We start from the raw sequence: 20,700 nt of genomic DNA on the forward strand, positions 1-20,700 counted from the left end.
AATAGTATGAAGAATTGGGAAAAACCAGAGATCAATTGTGTAAATATATCAGATACGGAATCCAATTTGTTTGGTGCGGGCGGAGACGGAGTCGTATATGGTATTGTGGAACTTGGTGAAAATATTGTGATTACTGCAGAAGGTGGAACAAATTCACCATGTAATACAGGATCCAGAGTTAAAATATGGGTTAAACGCGATTGTGAAAGTGCAAGTTAAATCTGATTTATTAGTTACATCTATAAAAAGGATTGTAATGACAGAAACCGCGCGTGTATACTATAGATGACTGAATATTATTTGGCATAATGGCGGTGAAGAAATGGTTAATACACTGGTTTCAATCATCATGACTGTCTATAATCGTGAAAAATATGTGAGACGAGGCTTGGACAGTATTGTTGCGCAAAAGAATGTAAACATTGAACTAATCATTGTTGATGATGGAAGTACTGATGGATCACCGGCAATACTCGATGATTATGCCCGAAGGTATGACTTTATCAGGGTGATACATAAGAGTAATGGTGGACTATGCTCTGCCAGAAATGTTGGTTTAGACAACGCCATAGGAGATTATATTTTTTTCATAGATGATGACGATTTCTTGTCTGAAAATGCCATTCATGATCTGCTTAAGATTAGTCTTAATAATGATGCAGATTTAGTCATTGGAAATTATGCACGTTTTAATGATGGTTGTGAATATGATGGTGTCTTTGAAATTCCTCCAAAGTATTGCAATAAGCTTCTTACAAAGAGAGAGGCGTGTGAATTATTTCTTTTCTCTGAGAACAGTCATGTTCTTGTTGCTTCATGGGGAAAACTTTACAAAAAAAAGGTGTGGGAAGGTGTTAGATTTCCTGAAAACATACCCCAAAGTGAAGATCAGTTCATATTTCCTAGAGTAATAGAAAATTGCAATTCGATATACTTTACTGATGAGATTGTTTACAATCAACTGCTATCAGAGGCGAGTATGACGAGAAGAAGATTTGATAGAAAACGGCTCTTTCATACAGAAGGCATGGCAGTTATTATAAGATATCTGATAGAAATGGGGTTTTATGATATTGCATTATATAAGTTTGGGTTAGGCACCAGGAGCATCATGTGTTATCAAGATATTTTTCATGATGATGAGAGTATACAGGAGACAAGTCGGCTAATCAGTATATATAAAGCTATAGCAGGTGAATTAGTAAAACATGTTGATCTAAAAAATAAACTGCGAATGATACTATTTATATCTAATTATGGATTATATAAAAAGCTGCAAAGAATGCATGCAAAAAATACATGATGGAGATGTAATAGCGTAATCATTAAACAATCTATAACTTGTAGTAATGAAGCCCCTGCCAACCAGGCAGGGGTTGAATATATTATGTATATGCCAGATATAGAATATCAATTTTTTTCGAAAGAGCATTTGTCTGGAAGAATAGTTTCGAATGCATCAATTATTTTCTTTTGATAGGATTCGAATGTATTTTCGTCATCACTGGCAGGAGCGTCATTGATTACTAAAATAGGCTTCTGCTGACTTTTTATCCTGCTGCATACCAAATCTGTTTGTGCATCGCTAGATAATTCACAGTAATCACCTAATTTATTTATGTTTATTGGTGCAAAGCTACCTGTCATGAATCGCCAATAGCGAAAAAGCCATTGTGTAATATCAAAAGGGGTTCTGAATTTGTTCATGCAGGATCTGTCAAGATTATCATATTCTAATTCCCATACTTTGATGAATGTGCTTTTATTATATGGAATAGTTAAATGCTGATCTTTAAATCCTACAACTCTTTTGAAGAAAAACTTATTCATATTGGTGAGCATGTTTTTTAAACCATATTCAGGATTTACCCATTTAGTGAAAAGAGATAGCTTTTTTTTCTTGTCTCCGAAATGTTTATTAATTATACCAACATTGTTGAAGATAGCATGTCTAAATACATTTGTAATATCATAGTTAAACATGATTTCAGATAAAAGCATATCGCATGGGAGATTGTTTTTAAAAAACATTTCCTCGTTTGCAGGAGAAATAACAAATACATCATCATTAAACAATATGAAATTATCAGAGAGGTCTTTAATGCGATGTATGTTCATCTCAATGACATTTGAATTGTATGTAGGTAAGTATTTTGCTGGGATGTAATCTTTATGATTAACAATAACTATTTTCTCATGATCTGTGTTAAGCCAATCTGGGACGTGACCCCAGGTAATAAAATAGATTTTATTTATCCATGGCATGTACTTTTCAACGCCTCTGAACCAATAGCGCATCAGGCCCCAATCCCTAAACCTGTAACTTGATTTTGAACCATCATCAAAAGTGTCTTTTTTAACATCATATTTTCTCTTTTCTGCAAGCCATTCAGGGTCGCTGCCATCGACCCAGGGTATTACTATATCTATTTTTGAATTAGACATTTTGGGATAATTCCTTTCGACTAGTATTTGTAGTAGAAAAATCAGCGGATAATCAGTATATTGCAACTGGTCTTAGTGCTGGATAACAAATATTATTATACAAATAAAAATACAGGCAGTAAATAATAAAAGCGCCTTTTCGTTATGTTTATTCTTTTTTAACTATAGCAATCTTTTACTGTGTGCTACAATGATAAAAAGTGTATGAAAAAACACACTAGGAGATCCTATGATCAGTGCCCAGAACATTGGCAGCATAACCTTTAATCTTGCTGCGCTAGTCATAAGTATGACCTGTGTTCTATATACATTGATGATGAGGACAAGGATAAAGTTCAGTAACAGGCTTTTCATGTCCCTCATATTGATTGTTATTATAGATTCTCTTACAGGCATACTTTGCGAAGTTGTTGTTTATTCAGGGCTTTCTTATGGAGCAAAGCTCTTTTGTTTTTATGCCTTTCAGTATCTATACTTCTTTACGCATTTTGCCATTGCCCCAATCCTTGCTTTATACATCATTATTTCCTGCGGAGTCTCTTTTAGATTTTCCAAAAGAGCGCGTTTTTTACTTGCATTTCCTTTTATTCTCATGGAACTTATGGTGGCAGTAAATCCATTCACAAACATTGTTTATAGTGTAGATGAAAACATAGTTTTTCACAGAGGTGTTGGAGTATATATTGCCTATTTTGTCAGTGCGTTCTATGTCATGTTTTCTATAGTTGCAATGGTTTTGTACTGGAATGTCTTTAACAGGATGAAAAGATTTGCCATTGCATACTTCTTTATTCTTGTTATAGCAGGAACACTTATTCAGATGGTCGTTTTCAGTGTCAGATGTGAGCTTATGTGTGAGGCAATAGGGCTTCTGGGTCTTATGATCATGTTTGAAAATGATGAGGACAGGATTGATATTTCCACCTGGGGCTATAACCGAAACGCATTCTTGCATGATGCTGGCATATATTTTAAATATAACAGGCACTTTTATACTATCTGTATTCGCATTCAAAATGGCGATGTTTACAGGAAAATAGCAGGCTATGAAGAATACGAAAAGGTTCTTTTCATGGTCGTGAAATTCTTAAGCAGTATCAGTCCCAAATATGAAGTTTACAGGGTGAGCAATGACTGTTTCTTTTTAATCTGCCCTGATATCGATGAAACAGAGGCGGGGAGAGTATCAAAGCAGGTCTTTGACAGGTTTCAGAGGGAGTGGCTAAGGAAAAACAGCAGTTTCCTGTTAAAAGCGTGTATTATACGCGCATATTCGCCAAAACAGTTTGGGAACATCGGATATCTTCTTCTTTTGTCTGATTCTGCATTTGAAAAAGAGCCTGACAGGATTTATTCACAAAATGACCTTGATTTTATTTTGAGAAGGGCCAAGGTTGAGATTGCGGTAAAAAGAGGTATTGAAGAAGGCAAGTTTAAAGTCTCTTATACGCCTATCTACTCCAAGGATGGCCTTATTATCTACGGTGCGAGGGCTGAGCTTGAGTTTACTGATGATGAGCTTGGGTATATAGATAAGTCGGAGTTTTTGCCTATAGCCGAGGAAACAGGCCTTATTGAAAGGCTTGGCTGGCTCAACATTGAGGAAGTTTTTTACTTCCTTGGAGGTGGTATCACGGAGGAAATGGGACTTGAGTTTATCATAATAAACCTTTCTGCCGTGCAGGTTATCAGGACTGATTTTGTAGATAACGTAAAAGCGCTCATAGAAAAATATGGAGTAAATCCAGGGAGAGTTATCTTTAACCTTACGGAATCTGCAGTGACTTCTGATGAAAAAATAATGAGCAATGTAATAAAAGAGCTGGTGGATATAGGCATAAGGTTTGGTATTGAGAACTATGGAAGTGGCTTTTTTACCAATCAGAGTTCGGCGTCACCTCTTTTTGAAGGGGTTGTTATGGATGCTGCGCGTATGTATACGGCATTTATGAATGAACAGACCAGGATCATTTTGGAGAACCGTATCAAAATGGTTAAGGATATGGGTAAAGACATACTTATAAGCCATGTTGATGATGCGAATCTGATGGAATTTGCAAGCGAAATGAATGTTGATTACTTACAGGGCATGTATTTCTCTCAAGGCTCTTCAAGAAATGAATTTATAGCTATCCTGCGTGCAACAGAGCTTGCGAAGATGGAGGAAAGAAGAGCAAAGGCAGCAAGTGAAGCAAAAAGTAATTTCCTTGCCAATATGTCACATGAGATCAGAACACCTATTAATGCTGTGCTGGGCATGAATGAGGTTATCCTTCGTGAGTGTAAAGATGAAAAGATCATCGAATATGCTCAGAATATAGAAAGTGCAGGAAGGACGCTACTTTCCCTTATAAATGATATCCTTGATTTTTCCAAGATTGAATCAGGAAGTATGGAAATACATGAAGCAGAGTATGAGCTGTCTTCTGTACTTAATGATGTCTTTAATATGGTGAATTTAAAGGCACAACAAAAAGCCCTAAAACTGCAGTTTGATATTGATGAAACAATTCCTGACAAGCTCTTTGGTGATGAGATGAGAATCCGCCAGGTAATGGTGAATATCTTAAACAACGCTGTAAAATACACGCAAGAGGGCAAAATCACGCTTTCGCTCAATGGAATAGAACAAGAGAAGGGGATTCTTCTTGTTCTTAAGGTAAAAGACACCGGTATAGGCATAAAACCTGAGGAAATGGATTCTCTTTTTGATAAGTTCAAAAGATTGGATTTAGATAAGAACAAGACAGTTGAAGGAAGTGGACTGGGGCTTGCTATTACCCATTCCCTTATTGAACTTATGGATGGAACTATAGATGTTGAGAGTGAATATGGAGTCGGAACTACCTTTATAATCACGCTTCCACAGGGAATAAGGAGCAAATCTCAGATTGGAGATTTCAAGTCACGAATTGCCAAGACAATAAAAAATAGTAAGGAGTATCATGAGAAATTCGTGGCTCCTGACGCAAAGATACTTGTGGTAGATGATACTCCTATGAACCATGTTGTCATAAGAGAGCTTCTGAAAAATACTAAGATACAGATCGAATCCGCAAGGAGCGGTGCTGAGTGCCTTGAAAAACAGCGCTTTGAAAAGTATGACATTATTTTTATGGATTATAGAATGCCACAGATGGATGGCATTGAGACTTTAGAGGCTATGAAGGAAGATGATGACAGTAAAAATAAAGACACACCGGTCATCATTCTTACAGCAAACGCAATATCCGGAGCTAGAGAAAATTTCTTGCAGGCGGGCTTTGAGGACTATCTTTCAAAACCAATTGAAAGTGAAAAGCTTGAGAAACTCATCATGAAGTTTTTGCCTAAGGATAAGGTTACGGCCAGTGAGGATGAAAGTAAAGGCGATGATCATGAGGAAGATACTATTGGAAATGATAATCCTTTCACCGGAGTTTTCAAGGAGATTGACTACAAAGAGGGGCTTAAGAACTGCGGAAGTCTTGAAAGCTATCTGAATATCTTAAAGGTTTATTATGATTCAATAAACTTTACCAGAGACAATATTTATGGAGCCTATGAGTCGGGAAATATCAAGGATTATACAAGCTACGTTCATTCACTTAAGAGTACAAGCAGGACTATAGGGGCAACAAAGCTGTCAAATATGGCCAAAATGCTGGAGGATGCAGGTAACAACGAAGATATAAATACTATAGATGAGTTCACGCCAGAGCTTTTAAATCTGTATCATATTGTAGAGCATGAGCTTTCTGAAGTTAAGAAAATCGTTGACTCAAAAGAAGATAATGTCAGCGACAAACCACTTATTTCTGAGAGTCAGCTTATGGACGCATATAATACAATAGTGGAAGTATGTGAGGTGCTGGACTATGACACGTTAATATATGTTCTTGATACAGTTAATAAATATAGTGTTAGAGGCGTGGATAATGATATAATTAAGAAAATAGGTGAACTATCTTATAAACTTGATTGGGACGGGATAAAGCAAATCGTTACAGACAGGCTAAATAACAGGGAGAACAAGTGATGTTCAATAAAAAAATCCTGCTGGTCAGAAAAACAGAGACCTTCATGGTTAATGCAATTAAAAATAACCTTCTGCAGGCACATTTTCAGGTCAAAGATTCGGATTATTCAATCAAACAGCTAAGTGAAAATGCCCGGGCAGCAGATCTGATTATCCTCTATACAGACTCAGACGTAGAGGATCATCGTGATGCTTTTATTTATCTTAAAGATCTGTGCGCGGAAGATAATAAGGTGGTTCTGATCATTGGTGAAGATGAGGCCTTTAGATTTGCACATAGATTTATTCCCAAAGAGGACATTGCGTTTGAGGTATACAGGCCTCTTGATATGGCAGATCTGATGTCAAAGGTAAGTATTGCTACAGATGACGAGTTTGAGCAGCAACGAAGAAAATGCATACTTATCATAGATGATGATCTTACATTTCTTCAGATGACAAGAGAAGTATTAAAGGATACCTACAGGGTGGGAATGGCCAATTCCGGAACCCAGGCGATAGCATGGCTTGCCAATAACCACGCGGATCTTATCCTGCTTGACTATGATATGCCAATATTGGACGGACCAAAAGTAATGGAAATGTTAAAGAGTGAAAGCTTTTCCAGCTCTACACCTATAATGTTCCTTACAGGTAAAAATGACAGGAAATCTGTTACCAGTGTTATTTCACTAAAACCGGTTGATTACCTCTTGAAGTCCATAACTAAAGAGAAACTTTTAAAAACCCTTGAAGATTTCTTTGATTCCGGGAAGAAAAAATGATTGAGACGAATCTACTTGGAGCTGCAACCTTTAGGATTGCTGCGGCTATTATCAGTATTACCTGCATATTCTATACGACTGTTCTTAAAACCAAAAAAAGTATCAGAAGGAGACTCTTTCTGATACTTCTATATATAGTGTTTGCTGATTCTGTTTCAGGCCTTTTGTCTTCAATTGTCTTAGAATCTGAGCTTATTCCATATAATCCCAAATATATCATATGCTACTTTTTGGAGTCCTTTTATTATTGTACTCACTTTGGTACTGTAGTTGTCTTTCTGTATTACATGTCATACGTATGCGACGTCTTGTTCAGGTATGGCAAACTCAGAAAAAGAATTATTCTTTTGCCTTTATTATTTATAGAACTGGCATTGCTTACTAATCCACTGACTAGTTTTATGTTTTCGATAGATGAAAACATGATCATAAAAAAAGAAATTGGTATCTATATCGCATATTTCATAACTCTATTATATTTCATCAACTGCGTGATCATGCTGTTTAAATACTGGAAAACTGTGAACTATACCAAGATAGCGGCTATTGCTTATTTTTTGGCGCTCACATTTGCAGGAATATTGATCCAGCTGGCATTTCCATGGGTTATGTGTGAAATACTATGTGAATCCATAGGCCTCATGGGAATTATGATAATGATCGAAAAAGAAGATGAATTACTGGATTCTACGACAAAAGCCTACAATAGAATAGCTCTTTTACAGGACCTTGGAAATATCATAGGAATGAAAAGAAGTTTCAAGATAATATGCATAAGAATAGATAATGCGGAAAATTATAGAAGGATCATGGGGGTAGACAGCTTTGACAAGATACTTGCTGAAATAGTTGCAACAATACAAGGAATCAATAATTATCTGAACGTATATAGAAATGGTGATGCTAACTTTTTTATCATAATTCCTGATGCAGATGATAAAAAAGTAAATGATCTGGCAGAGCTTCTCAGCAGAAGATTTGAAGAAGGCTTCTTTACAGAAAAAGGTGAAACAAAGGTAAATGCGACAATTCTTCTTGCAGGATATCCTGAAGAATTTAAATTTGCTGATGACATAGTTCTTTTATCTGAGGCACCACTTGATGCTGATGAGTATGGAAAGATTATAAAAGGCAGGGATCTGGAATTTCTTTTAAGGACAATAGAAGTTGAAAAGGCTATTTCACAGGGAATATCTGAAAACAAATTCCGTGTATATTATCAGCCAATCTATGGCAAAAAATGCGGATGCATAAAGGCTGCGCAGGCACTATTAAAGCTTGAGGATGATGAGCTTGGAGAAGTGAATTTCAGAGAGTTCATGCCAATTGCAGAGAGAACTGGTTTTGCGGAAGAACTTGAAATAAGAATGATCGAATCCGTAATCAAATTCCTTGGGAATGACGTTAACAGAGGATATATGAGTATTGATTTTGTCATTATCCATATCATGGCAGCTAAGGTCCTTAATAAAAATCTGGTCACAACTGTCCAGGAACTTCTTGTTAAGTACAATGTTGATCCAAAGCTTATTGCCTTTGACATAAGTGATACTATGGCAGAAATGTCGGAAGATAATTTGAAGTATGTTGTAAATGAGTTTTATGATACCGGAATAAGGCTCTTCCTTGGTAATTATGGTAAAGATTCATCAAGGATAACTTTAGATGCCATGGAAAAATTTGATGGCGTTATCATGAGCGCATGGCGTTTTTTGGATCCCGATATGGTAAAACAGGGCGATATCATTATGAAAGCCAGAACAGATATGCTCACGCAGCTTGGCAAAAAAATTCTCATAGGTGGAGTAGATAATAAAATATATTTTGATAAGATACTGCAGGTCAGTGGTGATTATATGTCCGGCAAGTATTTGTCTGCACCACTTTCCAAAAATGAGATACAGGTCAGGTTCTGGGATTACGATAGGGTTGCACTGGGAGATGCAACAGAAATTTAAAGTGGAATTAAGCTTCAAATTATTGTATTTTATTATTATGACATGCAAAGAGGCTGAAAAATTAATTCCATTATTTTTAGACGATGACCTTGATAATAAGGACCTGGCTGAATTTATCGAGCACATAGACAACTGTCCTGAATGTAAGGAGGAGCTTACTATACAGTTTCTTGTGAAGACCGGTATGCAGAGGCTTGAGGACGGCAATACCTTTAACCTCAAACAGGAACTTCTTATCCTTATTAAAGACGCCAAAAAACGACTGAAATTTAGAAGAAATCTCTTTTTACTCAGCATACTTTTGGAACTGGCGGTCGTTGTTCTTGTGGTGACAGTATCGGTCCTTGCCTTTGCGTTATAACTATTATTTTATACAGGTTGGGGAAGAATTTTGAGTAAATTATCTTTAGATATTGTAGATCTTGTAAAAAATGCTTTTTATGCCATGCCTGCATTTACAGATGCAGACGGCGATTTCATAAATGGAGTATATGGTGCTGTATATAAGCTCTCAGGTATATTAAAGTCTGGCGATCATAGTGAAATTGAGATTGTCAAAAATGAGGCTGAAAAGGAAGGCCTTATTCCTGCCATTAAGGTTCAGATTGATCGCTTTGAAGGTATCATTTCTCCTAATGGCGAGGGTACTATTTCTGTAAATGATGAGCTTTTAGGCCGCCTTGAAGCAGAGCTTTCAAACTTATCACCTACAGGAACAGCGGTAAAGACTGCGTCATTTGAAGGTACAGTAAAAGTTACTTCAGATCTTAATGAGGTAGAGGCTTTATTTGGTACAAAAGCTGATTATGCCTCATTCTTTTTCTTATATGACAATTTATCTGCGGATGGAAGCAAGAAAAAAGATGTTCTTGGACTTTCAATTTGTTTTGACGGAAAAGAAATCTATTATATTCCGGTAGAGAATTTCATAACGGCTGATTATCTTGGTAAGAAGTTGAGCGTCCTTAGCAAAGACTGCAGTCTTGCGACTTTTGATATAAAGAGCAGCTTTTATTATTTTGAGCCTTTTGAAATAGCAGAAAGAACAAGCGGCTATGATGATAAAGAAATAAACGACAGTGACAAAAGATGCTTTGATGATCTTTTGGGTGCTTACCTGGTTAATCCACTTAAAAATGATTACCAGATTGAGGATGTAGCGAGGGAATACCTTGATCTCAGACTCCCTAAAAAGGCAGATATATTTGGGAAAGACAGCCTTCGGAATGCAGATGAAAAAGCATTAAGTGATTATGCATCCAAGGCATGCGAAGTTATATACAGGGCGACACCTCTTATCAGAAAGAAGCTTGAAAAGCTGCAGATGATAAAGCTTTTCTACAATATTGAGATGCCTCTTTCATACATTCTTTTCTCAATGGAAAAAGAGGGTATCATAGCAAAAAGAGATGAGCTTAAGGCATATGGAGATAAGCTTCAGGTCCGCATATTAGAGCTTGAGAAGGCAATATATGAAGCAGCCGGGTGCGAGTTTAACATCAATTCACCCAAGCAGCTTGGTGAGATTCTTTTTGAAAAGTTGGGACTCCCTGCAGAGAAAAAGACAAAGTCAGGTTATTCTACAGCTGCAGAGGTTCTTGAAAAGCTGGCTCCTGAGCACAAGATCGTAGCAGATATCCTTGAGTACAGAGGACTTGCAAAATTAAAGTCGACCTATGCAGACGGTCTTGCTGCCTTTATAGAGGCTGATGACAGAATACATACGAGCTTTAATCAGACAATCACTGCTACTGGAAGGATCAGCTCAACAGAGCCTAACCTTCAGAATATTCCTATGAGAACAGAGCTTGGAAGGCTGATCAGAAAGGTCTTTGTTCCAAAGGAAGGGTGCGTATTTGCTGACGCAGATTATTCACAGGTTGAGCTTAGAATTCTTGCTCACATGTCAGGGGATGGAGGACTTATCAAGGCTTTCCGTGATGGGGATGATATTCATACAATAACAGCATCCAAGGTTTTCCATGTTCCTTTTGATGAAGTAACACCGCTTCAGAGAAGGAGCGCCAAGGCGGTTAACTTTGGTATTGTCTATGGAATAAGTGCTTTTGGACTTTCTCAGGATCTTTCAATTTCTGCAAAAGAGGCCAAGGAGTATATGGATAAGTATTTTGAAACTTATCCGGGGGTAAAAGAGTATCAGGAGTCGGTTATTGCAAGCGCAAAGGCAAAAGGTTATTCGGAGACAATGTATGGAAGAAGACGTCCTATGCCGGAACTTAAGTCTGGTAACTTTAACATGAGACAGTTTGGCGAAAGAGTGGCCATGAATGCGCCTATTCAGGGAAGTGCAGCTGACATCATGAAGATTGCCATGATAAATGTCTTTTTCAAGATAAAAGAAATGGGACTTAAATCAAGGATGATCCTGCAGATCCACGATGAGCTGGTTATTGAAACCTATAATGATGAGGCTTTAGTTGTGACAGATCTTTTGACTAAAGAGATGGAAAGATCTGCTGATCTTCTTGTTCCGCTTAGCGCTGAATGTCACACAGGAAGTGACTGGTACGAAGCTAAGTAATCTACAGACATACAGGTATAAAGAGGATTTGTGTTGAAATGGCGCTTCAAAAGGGAAAAACAAACATCATAGGAATAACAGGCGGAGTAGGGGCCGGAAAGAGTACACTTCTTTCGTACATCAAGGACAATTACAACTGCCTTGTTATTTTGTCTGATGATGTTGCCAATGATATAAAGAAAAAGGGATATCCTGCCTATGAGGCTTTGGTAGAGGCTTTGGGCAGAGAAATCCTTTCTGATGATGGTGAAATTGATAAGGCTTTAATGGCAAAAGCTATATTCAATGATAAAAATAAGCTAAAAACCGTAAATAATATTTTGCATCCTGCAGTAAATCAATATATTATTAATATAGTAGATGATGAGCGTAAAAGAGGAGTTTATGATTTTGTTTTTGTAGAAGCGGCCCTTCTTATAGAGAATGGATATGACAAGATCGTAGACGAAATGTGGTATGTTTACGCTGATGAGGATACGCGCCGCAAAAGATTAAAGATTTCAAGAGGCTACTCTGACCAGAAAGTTACAGACATTTTTAAGAGTCAGTTAAGTGATGAGACTTTCAGGGAGTATTGCGAATTTGTAATTGATAATAGCGGCGAGGACAGCAAGGCATTTTCTGAGATAGACAATAGATTAAAACTTTGGAAGATTTAGTTTTTGTTCGAAAAATTGTGCGAGGGGGCTTGGTGGCATAATGGCTAGTTTAGAGCAAAAAGATCAGAAAGTTGTATTTGGACTTGATATTGGAACCAGAAGTGTTGTTGGTACTGTGGGTTACATGAATGAAGGAAAGTTCAATGTAATAGCACAGGCAGTTGAAAAACACCAGACAAGGGCCATGCTTGACGGACAGATTCACGATATTGGTAAGGTTGGAATGACAATCAAGATGGTCAAGGAGTCCCTTGAGCAGCAGACTGACATTCATCTTACAGATGTCTGTATTGCTGCGGCTGGTCGTGTTCTTAAAACAGTAAGAACAACCTATGATTATGAGTATCAGGATGCTCATGATATTACTGATGAGGATATCTATAATCTTGATTCCGCTGCTGTTGAAAAGGCATATGCGGAATTTCTTAGCAAAAATACTTCCGGCATTAAGTTTTACCTTGTGGGTTATTCGGTAATGCACTATTACCTTGATGGCTATCAGATAGCCAACCTTGAAGGTCATAATGCAGGAAAAGTAAGCGTTGAGCTTATTGCTACATTTCTTCCCGATGATTGTGTTGATGGACTATATAAGGCTTGTGAGAGGGCAGGGCTCAATGTTGCCAACCTTACACTCGAGCCTATAGCAGCTATGATGGTTGCTATACCCGAGAGATTTAGAATGCTGAATCTTGCTCTTATTGATGTTGGTGCGGGAACAAGCGATATCTGTGTAACTGATGATGGCTCTATCACAGCTTACGGCATGCTTCCTTTGGCAGGCGATGATATTACAGAGATCATTGCTCAGCACTGTCTTGTAGATTTCAATTCGGCTGATGAGATAAAGATTGCGTCCAGTCATTCTGACAAGGTTGAATATGTCGATATCATGGGACTTACAAAGACGATCACCACAAAGGAGATCACAAAGGTCATTAAGCCTAAGGTTGATGAAATGGCCAAAAAGGCTGTAGAGGAGATAAAGAAACTCAATGGAGACAGGCCTGTCAGCGCTGTGTTTGTAGTTGGCGGTGGCGGATGTGTTCCGGGCTATGTAAAGGCAATTGCCAAGGAAATGGATATTCCTGAAGAGAGAGTTGCTCTTCGTGGTGAAGAGGTTATGAAGGAAATCGTATTCCTTAACAATAATGGCATTGAAAAGGATTCTCTTTTGGTTACACCTCTGGGAATCTGTATCAGTTACTATGAAGAAGCCAATAACTTTATCTTTGTTTCATTTAACGGGGTACAGACCAAGATTTATGATAACGGTAAGCTTCAAATAGTTGATGCTGCCATGCAGGCTGCATTTCCTAATGAAGATCTTTTCCCAAAGAGAGGAGAAGAACTAAAATTTACTGTAAATGGAAAAGAGAGAACTTCCCGTGGAGAACCGGGCGAAGCTGCAGTAATTACTCTTAATGGAAAGCCTGCAGATATTCATACCAAGATCCATGCCAACGATATCATCGATGTAACTCCTTCAACTGCAGGCGCGCCAGGAAAGGCTGTCATCGAAGGAATACCTGAGTTTAAGACTAAGTTTAATGTAAATGTTGACGGTAAAAATGTTGAGGCATCAAGGTATGCTACTGTTAATGGTCAGCTTCAGACTCCGCTTTATTCCATTCAGCCCGGAGATGATGTAAAGGTTCTTGATTACAATACAGCTGCGCAGATTGCTGAACTTCTCGATATTGAATTAACAGAAGATACAGTTATCATGGTCAACAATGAGAGGGGCGACAAAGACACTCCTGTATATGAGAACTTCAAGGTGGAGTTCAAGTCCCAGGACGACATGATAATGGATTATTACAAGGACTATCCTACTGCTGAAGAGGTTGCTATCAGGCAGGAAAATGAAGAGGCTATCGAAAACGAAGAGGAAGCTGCCAAAATTGTCGAGGATTCTAATGGACAGCTTTCATTTGATGCCTTTCCGGATACCGAGGCTTATGAGAAAGAAGAGCCTGAACCTGTAAAGAATATCCTTGCTCATGATCTTCACGTTGTTGTAAACAATGACCCTGTAACCCTTCATGGCAAGGCAGACTACGTTTTTGTGGATGTTTTTGACGCTATTGATTTTGACTTGTCAAAACCACAGGGCAGATCCGTAGTCACAATTTTAAATGGCGGAACGCCTGATTATCTGCAGAGCATAAAGGAAGGGGATAAAATAGAAGTTTACTGGAAGTAGTTTCTATAAAATACATATAAAACTTTCTTGCTGGTTACCAAAAATCAGCAAGGAAGTTTTTTTGTGGTAATTTTTATAGAAATAAGCTAATATATTGAAAGATTAAGAAGTGAAATGGGGAATTTATGAGATTTACAAGTATTGCCAGTGGGAGTAGCGGAAACTGTACATATATTGGTTCTGATAACACTCACATTTTAATAGATGCAGGAGTTAGTAAAAAGAGAATTGAAGAGGGACTTAAATCCCTTGATCTTACACTTTCGGATATAAGTGCTATTTTTGTCACACATGAGCACACTGATCATATCGCAGCACTTCACACAATTTTAAAGAAATTTGATATACCTATCTATGCCACAGGTGGTACAATACAAGGAATTAAGGCAAGCGATAAAAAGGCCGAAATGGTAAATTCAAGATTTGTTCAGGTAATGGCAGATAAAGAAGTTCTGGTGGGAGATATGAAGATCAATCCCATGACTATTTCACATGATGCCAATGAACCATGTGGTTATACAGTATTTGTCGGAGATAAAAAGATTGGCGTAGCCACAGACCTTGGCTGCTATGATGATTATACAGTAAATCGTTTATCTGACTGTGACTCACTTTTACTTGAAGCCAATCACGATATAAGAATGCTTCAGACAGGACCTTACCCCTATCAGTTGAAAGCAAGAATACTTGGAGACAAGGGACATCTGTGCAATGAAAAAAGTGGTGAGCTTCTTAGCAAGCTCATCAATAATAAACTCCAGGGAGTATTCCTTGGACACCTTTCAAAAGAGAATAATCTTCCGGAACTTGCTTATGAAGCAGTTCGAGTAGAACTACAGATGAATGACAGTTTAAAATTTAATGACGGTTTTCCTATTATGGTTGCGGATAGAAGTGCTATTTCAACAGTTCTTGAGTTTTGATGATTTGAATGTTAACCGGTGCTGTAAAGCGTGATATAAACGCAGGCAGCGCCGTGTACAATAAGGAGGAGATCATGAAAAAAACAATCATTACAGTAGTTGGCAAGGATACAGTAGGTATTATAGCTAAAGTTTGTACTTACCTTGCAGAGTCAGGTATCAACATTCTGGATATTTCCCAGACAATTGTCAGTGGATTCTTTAACATGATGATGATAGTTGATATGTCAGCAACAAATAAGGAATTTAATCAGGTGGCTGATGACCTTGAGAGCCTTGGAAAAGAAATAGGTGTAGTTATCAAATGTCAGAAAGAAGAAATTTTTGACTCAATGCACAGAATTTAAGCAATTGCTTAGAATATTCTTATTTTTTGATGCATAACTTCCCTATGATGAAAGGTGACAAAATGATAAATGTAAATGAGGTCATTGAGACCAACGAAATGATAGAAAAAGAAAATCTTGATGTGAGGACCATTACTCTTGGTATCAGTCTTTTGGACTGCATTACATCAGATTTGGATAAACTCTGTGATAATATCTATAACAAAATCTATGAGACTGCCAAGGATCTTGTTAAAACCGGCGATCAGATTTCTCGTGAATATGGAATCCCTATTGTAAACAAAAGAATATCAATAACACCTATAGCACTGGTTGGCGGAGCAGCATGTAAGGAGCCTGGTGACTTTGTGAAAATTGCCAAGACTCTTGATAAGGTTGCAAAGACTGTAGGAGTTAACTTTATCGGTGGTTATTCTGCTCTTGTAAGTAAAGGAATGACAGAAGCAGACAGGCTTCTTATTGAGTCGATACCGGAGGCACTTGCTTCAACTGATGTTGTATGCTCATCTATAAATGTTGGTTCCACAAAGACAGGTATCAATATGGATGCTGTTCGTCTTATGGGAACAATAGTAAAAAAGACAGCTGAGGCTACAAAGGAAAAGGATTCACTTGGATGTGCCAAGCTTGTAGTTTTTTGTAATGCTCCTGATGACAATCCATTTATGGCAGGTGCATTCCACGGAGTTACTGAAGCTGACAAGATAATTAATGTTGGTGTTTCAGGACCTGGCGTTGTAAAGACAGCCCTTGAAAAAGTTAGGGGTGAGAACTTTGAAGTCCTCTGCGAGACTATCAAAAAGACTGCATTTAAAGTTACAAGAGTAGGCCAGCTTGTAGCTCAGGAAGCATCTAAGAGACTTGGAGTTCCATTTGGAATCATTGACCTGTCTCTTGCACCTACACCTGCTATTGGCGACAGTGTTGCCGATATCCTTCATGAAATCGGTGTTGAGCATGCAGGTGCACCTGGAACAACAGCAGCACTTGCTCTTTTAAATGACCAGGTTAAAAAAGGCGGAGTAATGGCATCTTCATACGTAGGTGGCCTCTCCGGAGCATTTATCCCTGTAAGTGAAGATCAGGGTATGATAAATGCTGTAGAAGCGGGAGCACTTACTCTTGAAAAGCTTGAAGCTATGACCTGTGTCTGCTCAGTAGGTCTTGATATGATCGCTGTTCCTGGAGATACAAAGGATACAACAATTGCCGGAATCATTGCAGATGAAATGGCAATAGGAATGATCAATCAGAAGACTACAGCTGTACGTCTTATTCCTGTAATTGGAAAAGGCGTTGGTGAGACAGTAGAATTCGGCGGACTTTTGGGCTATGCACCTATAATGCCTGTAAACCAGTTCTCTTGTGACAATTTTGTAAACAGAGGCGGCAGAATACCGGCACCGGTTCACAGCTTTAAGAATTAATTGTTTTTTATTGACCTGCGGCTTTGTGCCGCGGGTTTTGGGGGGATTACATAATGCTGTTTCTTAGGTCTTTTATAAATCTATTAATTGTTCCTGTTTTATTTCTTGTTTTATCTAATGATGTGGCTGAAAGAAAAAATATATTTGATCTAAAGCCTTCTTTTCCGCTACTTGTAAAGTACTGCGTAGCAGTCGCGCTTAATATTCCTATTACCAGGATTTTTATCTATTTTTCACGCTTTGTTAAAGGAATAGACATTGAGCCTGATTCAACCTATTACACGATATTTGCTATATTGGGCACTGTTCTTATGGCATTTGTGGTAAGAATTTATGCCAGCCTTTTTTCTGGCAACGATAAAACCAAGAATTAGTGAGGTTGTTATGTGATGGGGGAAAATGTAGCTGATGGCAGGCTATATAAATATCTTAAGCTGTTTAGCGACTGCATAGAGTATTTTGTGATTGTAGTTGCTTTTTTTGAATGCAATTCTATATACCTTCATAGGATAAATGATGGCAGTTTTCCTCCGGATTATTTTTTGGATAGATTAGTCTTGGCATTGCTGATCATTGATATCCTGGTTCATTTTTTATACGATAGGGAACTTGTTGGAAGAATAATAGATAGTCTGGCCATTATATTGCTCCTATATGGATATATGTTTTTGTTTTTTAAACTAAATGTGTTAAGGAACTTTAATATATCATTTGTGCAGCTCTACATATGGAACTTCCTTATCATTTTTCCACTCTTTATCATCTTGTTTAAAATTAAGATAGTTGAAGGGGAACCCTTTGATATTCTATATAAACATGCAAAGTTTGTATGTGTTTTTTCTGTACTTTCACTTATCATGTACATCTCAACTGTAGTAAGTAACGGAATGACTGCTTCAGATATGATATATACGGTCTGGTCCGGGATAGGGAGAGTTGGCGCATGCAATAATTTTATGAATACGTTGGTACTTAGCAGGTCAGGCTCTTCTATAGTTGCCGGAGTATCTCTTTTAAGAAATACCGGTGTTTTTACCGAGCCTTTGATGTATGTTGTGCAGTTGGTGGTGGCTCTTTTTACTGAGATTTTCCTTGAACAGGAGAAAAGGGGACTTGGCCTGTTTAGAGGAGTTCTCATTTCGATAGTTCTTTTTTCTACCCAGTCTACTTACGGACTTATGCTTCTTGCTGTGGCATGGGGGCTTTTTGTTATTAGATTTCTTATTAAGAAGCACAAAAAGGTGTTTATTATCCCAATTATCTTTGCAGTATTGTTTGCAATCGTATTTTTCTATAATGACAAACAGAGTAGGACTTATGAAGATGCTATAAGTACTTCTGCAGAGCAGCATGCTGAGGACTTTGCCTTTGGCCTAAAGGCTTTTTTGAATAAGCCTTTGCTTGGAGGCGGATTTGGAAATGAGGATTATATTAGAGAGTTTATGTCTGATTACAGACTTGAATATAACAGCGGATTCAGTAATTCTGTAATGGTAATTCTTGCCGAAGGTGGAATTATGCTGGGCGTTCTGTGCATGGCTCCATTTTTCCTAATGTTGCTAAAAGGCAAAAGAAAGGAAGAAAGACATATATCTTATTGGATAGTTGGCCCAATCTTACTCTATATAGGTGTTATCTGGCATTATCACATATTCATGATGATGATATTTGCATATGGTTATGCATTTTTGGAAGTGAAAAGAGGCGGAAAGCTTTCTTTGATGGAGACATATCCTTCCAAGGAGGTATATGGGAAAATAGATGCCAAGGCCCTTGTCACAATGGCTTTAGGGTGTGTTTGCGGCATATTGCTTGCGCTTTTTGGCAATCCTATCTGGAAGATCGGGTCCTATGTTCTTAGGACAAATAGCTGGAGTGTCAGCCTGTCCTCGACTAAAGCATTTTTGCTTATTTCTGTAATAACGATCAATGCGGTTGTGTTTGCAGATACATTTAAGAGAAAAGGGACAAATATCGTTTCTTTTGCCCTTGCTTTGGGAGATGTCATATTCCTTTTTAGTTATAAGTTTTGGTATTCGCTTTTGAATACTCATCTTGTATATGAGAATATATGGTCTGAGGAAAAAGAGAGTTTGGGACTCTTTTATATATGGGCCTTCATATGCGGTATTACATGTCTATTTTTTGGCATAATAAAAAGGCCAAAAGATTATAAGAAAAAGATTTATGCGGCTGGTTTATTTGTGGCTTTGGGCATATGTCTTTTTATGGGCTTTAAGATGCTCCCTGGAAAATATGAAAGTCTGGTGGAAAGTAAACTGGATGCAGTTAAAGTGTTGACTGATAATTGCGAGGGGGCAGTATATGCTAACGACTATCCATTTGCCTATCATAGCGCTAATAAAAAGATTCTGTATTCCGGTACAAGAAATTCTGGATTCAACGCATACTCTGATGCATCGATCATTTTTAGCAAGGGAACAAATCTCAAAGAGATGTTTGATGCAGGCTTTGAAGTTACTGCTTTGTCAGATGAACTGCTTGTATATTCTAATGATGAAGATACGATAAGAAATCTCTCATGTCTGGGGTATAAGTGGTATAAGTATTACCCGTATGAACAGCATACAGGTTCATCTGCAATGTTTATGTATCCTGGCAAATATGAGGCCAGGTATTATCTTCATGTTGATAGAGAAAAATATGAGGCAGAAGATGAAGGAAAAGTTCTCTGCAGTATAGGAGTTACTTCAGTCTATGGAGCCGGAACTATTGCTGAAAATGATGTGCATCTAAGTGACTTTAATGCTAAGGGGAATCTTATCCTGACTGTTCCATTTGATATAAGAGGCGTCACTCAGGGAGTTGAGCTCACCCTGACTCCATGTGAAGGCTGTGATGTCGAGACTATAGATATCACGTTAAAAGAAACACCGGTTTATATTTCTCAGATAACTAAGAATGGTTATGGCTATTCTCTTTCTGAAAAGTATTTCGAATTAGATGGTACACCCTTTGTGTTATCGCAGGGCTACTCTCAGATTGAAAGAGACTATAATCTTATAGGGCAGGTTAAGACAATAAGGTATTTAGATAGTAATGGCGATAGAATTACTATTAATAGTGGTATATCAGCTATAAGCTATACTTACAATAAGCAGGGAGGAGTGCTCACGGAAACTTATTATGATGAGTCTGATAATGTGGTCGAAAGCACTAGCGGATATGCTATTGTGAAATATGAATATGACAGCAGAGGAAACAGGGCGGTCACAAGATTTTATGACAGAAATGAAAAGCCTGTTATGACAAGTGCCGGATATGCTGTTTTAAAGAAGATATATGATGAAGAATGGCACCTTATAAAAGAGGAGCATTTGGATACAGAAGACAATCTGATAGAGGTTGTTATTATTGAATAACCAGTGCTTTTAAACTTCGCAATTGACA

General features: G+C 37.8%; 15 protein-coding genes. 14 read left to right on the top strand and 1 reads right to left on the bottom strand.

Annotated features, from left to right (window positions below):
* Positions 1–6 precede the first annotated feature (6 nt).
* Positions 7–219, top strand: a complete 213-nt coding sequence (locus E7303_RS05190) for a hypothetical protein (RefSeq protein ID WP_292144166.1) — start codon at positions 7–9, stop codon at positions 217–219.
* Between the two features lie 103 nt (positions 220–322).
* Positions 323–1,303, top strand: coding sequence for a glycosyltransferase family 2 protein (locus E7303_RS05195; RefSeq protein WP_292144167.1), 981 nt, complete (start codon positions 323–325; stop codon positions 1,301–1,303).
* A gap of 107 nt (positions 1,304–1,410) precedes the next feature.
* On the opposite strand, the gene E7303_RS05200 is transcribed toward E7303_RS05195, so the two are convergent.
* Complete coding sequence (locus E7303_RS05200) at positions 1,411–2,445, bottom strand: stealth family protein (RefSeq protein WP_292144168.1); 1,035 nt, start codon at positions 2,443–2,445, stop codon at positions 1,411–1,413.
* A 229-nt stretch (positions 2,446–2,674) separates the two neighbouring features.
* Here E7303_RS05200 and E7303_RS05205 point away from each other — a divergent pair, with 229 nt between their 5' ends.
* From E7303_RS05205 to E7303_RS05260, 12 genes are all read left to right on the top strand, one after another.
* Complete coding sequence (locus E7303_RS05205; protein WP_292144169.1) at positions 2,675–6,463, top strand: EAL domain-containing protein; 3,789 nt, start codon at positions 2,675–2,677, stop codon at positions 6,461–6,463.
* Entirely contained in the window at positions 6,463–7,227 is a 765-nt protein-coding gene (locus E7303_RS05210) for a response regulator (RefSeq protein WP_292144170.1), read from the top strand. Before E7303_RS05205 ends, E7303_RS05210 begins: the two co-directional genes overlap by 1 nt.
* Positions 7,224–9,185, top strand: coding sequence for an EAL domain-containing protein (locus tag E7303_RS05215; RefSeq protein WP_292144171.1), 1,962 nt, complete (start codon positions 7,224–7,226; stop codon positions 9,183–9,185). The genes E7303_RS05210 and E7303_RS05215 overlap by 4 nt, the downstream gene beginning before the upstream one ends.
* 37 nt (positions 9,186–9,222) lie before the next feature.
* Entirely contained in the window at positions 9,223–9,546 is a 324-nt protein-coding gene (locus E7303_RS05220) for a zf-HC2 domain-containing protein (RefSeq protein WP_160110756.1), read from the top strand.
* Positions 9,547–9,576: 30 nt separating this feature from the next.
* A complete protein-coding gene (gene polA / locus E7303_RS05225; RefSeq protein ID WP_292144172.1) occupies positions 9,577–11,727 on the top strand; it encodes a DNA polymerase I in 2,151 nt (716 codons plus the stop codon).
* A 38-nt stretch (positions 11,728–11,765) separates the two neighbouring features.
* A complete protein-coding gene (gene coaE, locus E7303_RS05230) occupies positions 11,766–12,386 on the top strand; it encodes a dephospho-CoA kinase (RefSeq protein ID WP_292144173.1) in 621 nt (206 codons plus the stop codon).
* A 40-nt stretch (positions 12,387–12,426) separates the two neighbouring features.
* Positions 12,427–14,592, top strand: coding sequence for a cell division protein FtsA (locus E7303_RS05235; RefSeq protein WP_292144174.1), 2,166 nt, complete (start codon positions 12,427–12,429; stop codon positions 14,590–14,592).
* Between the two features lie 125 nt (positions 14,593–14,717).
* The gene (locus E7303_RS05240; RefSeq protein WP_292144175.1) at positions 14,718–15,515 is read left to right on the top strand and encodes an MBL fold metallo-hydrolase; all 798 of its coding nucleotides are present in this window, start codon (positions 14,718–14,720) and stop codon (positions 15,513–15,515) included.
* A 74-nt stretch (positions 15,516–15,589) separates the two neighbouring features.
* Entirely contained in the window at positions 15,590–15,862 is a 273-nt protein-coding gene (locus tag E7303_RS05245; protein ID WP_103869696.1) for an ACT domain-containing protein, read from the top strand.
* 62 nt (positions 15,863–15,924) lie between these two features.
* Positions 15,925–17,289, top strand: coding sequence for a PFL family protein (locus E7303_RS05250; protein ID WP_292144176.1), 1,365 nt, complete (start codon positions 15,925–15,927; stop codon positions 17,287–17,289).
* A gap of 53 nt (positions 17,290–17,342) precedes the next feature.
* The gene (locus tag E7303_RS05255) at positions 17,343–17,663 is read left to right on the top strand and encodes a hypothetical protein (RefSeq protein ID WP_292144177.1); all 321 of its coding nucleotides are present in this window, start codon (positions 17,343–17,345) and stop codon (positions 17,661–17,663) included.
* 15 nt (positions 17,664–17,678) lie between these two features.
* Positions 17,679–20,672, top strand: coding sequence for an O-antigen ligase family protein (locus E7303_RS05260; protein WP_292144178.1), 2,994 nt, complete (start codon positions 17,679–17,681; stop codon positions 20,670–20,672).
* Positions 20,673–20,700: the final 28 nt, after the last annotated feature.

The sequence above is a fragment of the Butyrivibrio sp. genome (genome assembly GCF_015056685.1).
Lineage (GTDB): Bacteria > Bacillota > Clostridia > Lachnospirales > Lachnospiraceae > Butyrivibrio.

Excerpts from the sequence above, each read along its gene's own strand:
- E7303_RS05190 (WP_292144166.1), top strand. The coding sequence starts at position 7 with ATGAAGAATTGGGAAAAACCAGAGATCAATTGTGTAAATATATCAGAT.
- E7303_RS05195 (WP_292144167.1), top strand. The coding sequence starts at position 323 with ATGGTTAATACACTGGTTTCAATCATCATGACTGTCTATAATCGTGAA.
- E7303_RS05200 (WP_292144168.1), bottom strand. The coding sequence starts at position 2,445 with ATGTCTAATTCAAAAATAGATATAGTAATACCCTGGGTCGATGGCAGC.
- E7303_RS05205 (WP_292144169.1), top strand. The coding sequence starts at position 2,675 with ATGATCAGTGCCCAGAACATTGGCAGCATAACCTTTAATCTTGCTGCG.
- E7303_RS05210 (WP_292144170.1), top strand. The coding sequence starts at position 6,463 with ATGTTCAATAAAAAAATCCTGCTGGTCAGAAAAACAGAGACCTTCATG.
- E7303_RS05215 (WP_292144171.1), top strand. The coding sequence starts at position 7,224 with ATGATTGAGACGAATCTACTTGGAGCTGCAACCTTTAGGATTGCTGCG.
- E7303_RS05220 (WP_160110756.1), top strand. The coding sequence starts at position 9,223 with ATGACATGCAAAGAGGCTGAAAAATTAATTCCATTATTTTTAGACGAT.
- coaE (WP_292144173.1), top strand. The coding sequence starts at position 11,766 with ATGGCGCTTCAAAAGGGAAAAACAAACATCATAGGAATAACAGGCGGA.
- E7303_RS05235 (WP_292144174.1), top strand. The coding sequence starts at position 12,427 with ATGGCTAGTTTAGAGCAAAAAGATCAGAAAGTTGTATTTGGACTTGAT.
- E7303_RS05240 (WP_292144175.1), top strand. The coding sequence starts at position 14,718 with ATGAGATTTACAAGTATTGCCAGTGGGAGTAGCGGAAACTGTACATAT.
- E7303_RS05245 (WP_103869696.1), top strand. The coding sequence starts at position 15,590 with ATGAAAAAAACAATCATTACAGTAGTTGGCAAGGATACAGTAGGTATT.
- E7303_RS05250 (WP_292144176.1), top strand. The coding sequence starts at position 15,925 with ATGATAAATGTAAATGAGGTCATTGAGACCAACGAAATGATAGAAAAA.
- E7303_RS05255 (WP_292144177.1), top strand. The coding sequence starts at position 17,343 with ATGCTGTTTCTTAGGTCTTTTATAAATCTATTAATTGTTCCTGTTTTA.
- E7303_RS05260 (WP_292144178.1), top strand. The coding sequence starts at position 17,679 with ATGGGGGAAAATGTAGCTGATGGCAGGCTATATAAATATCTTAAGCTG.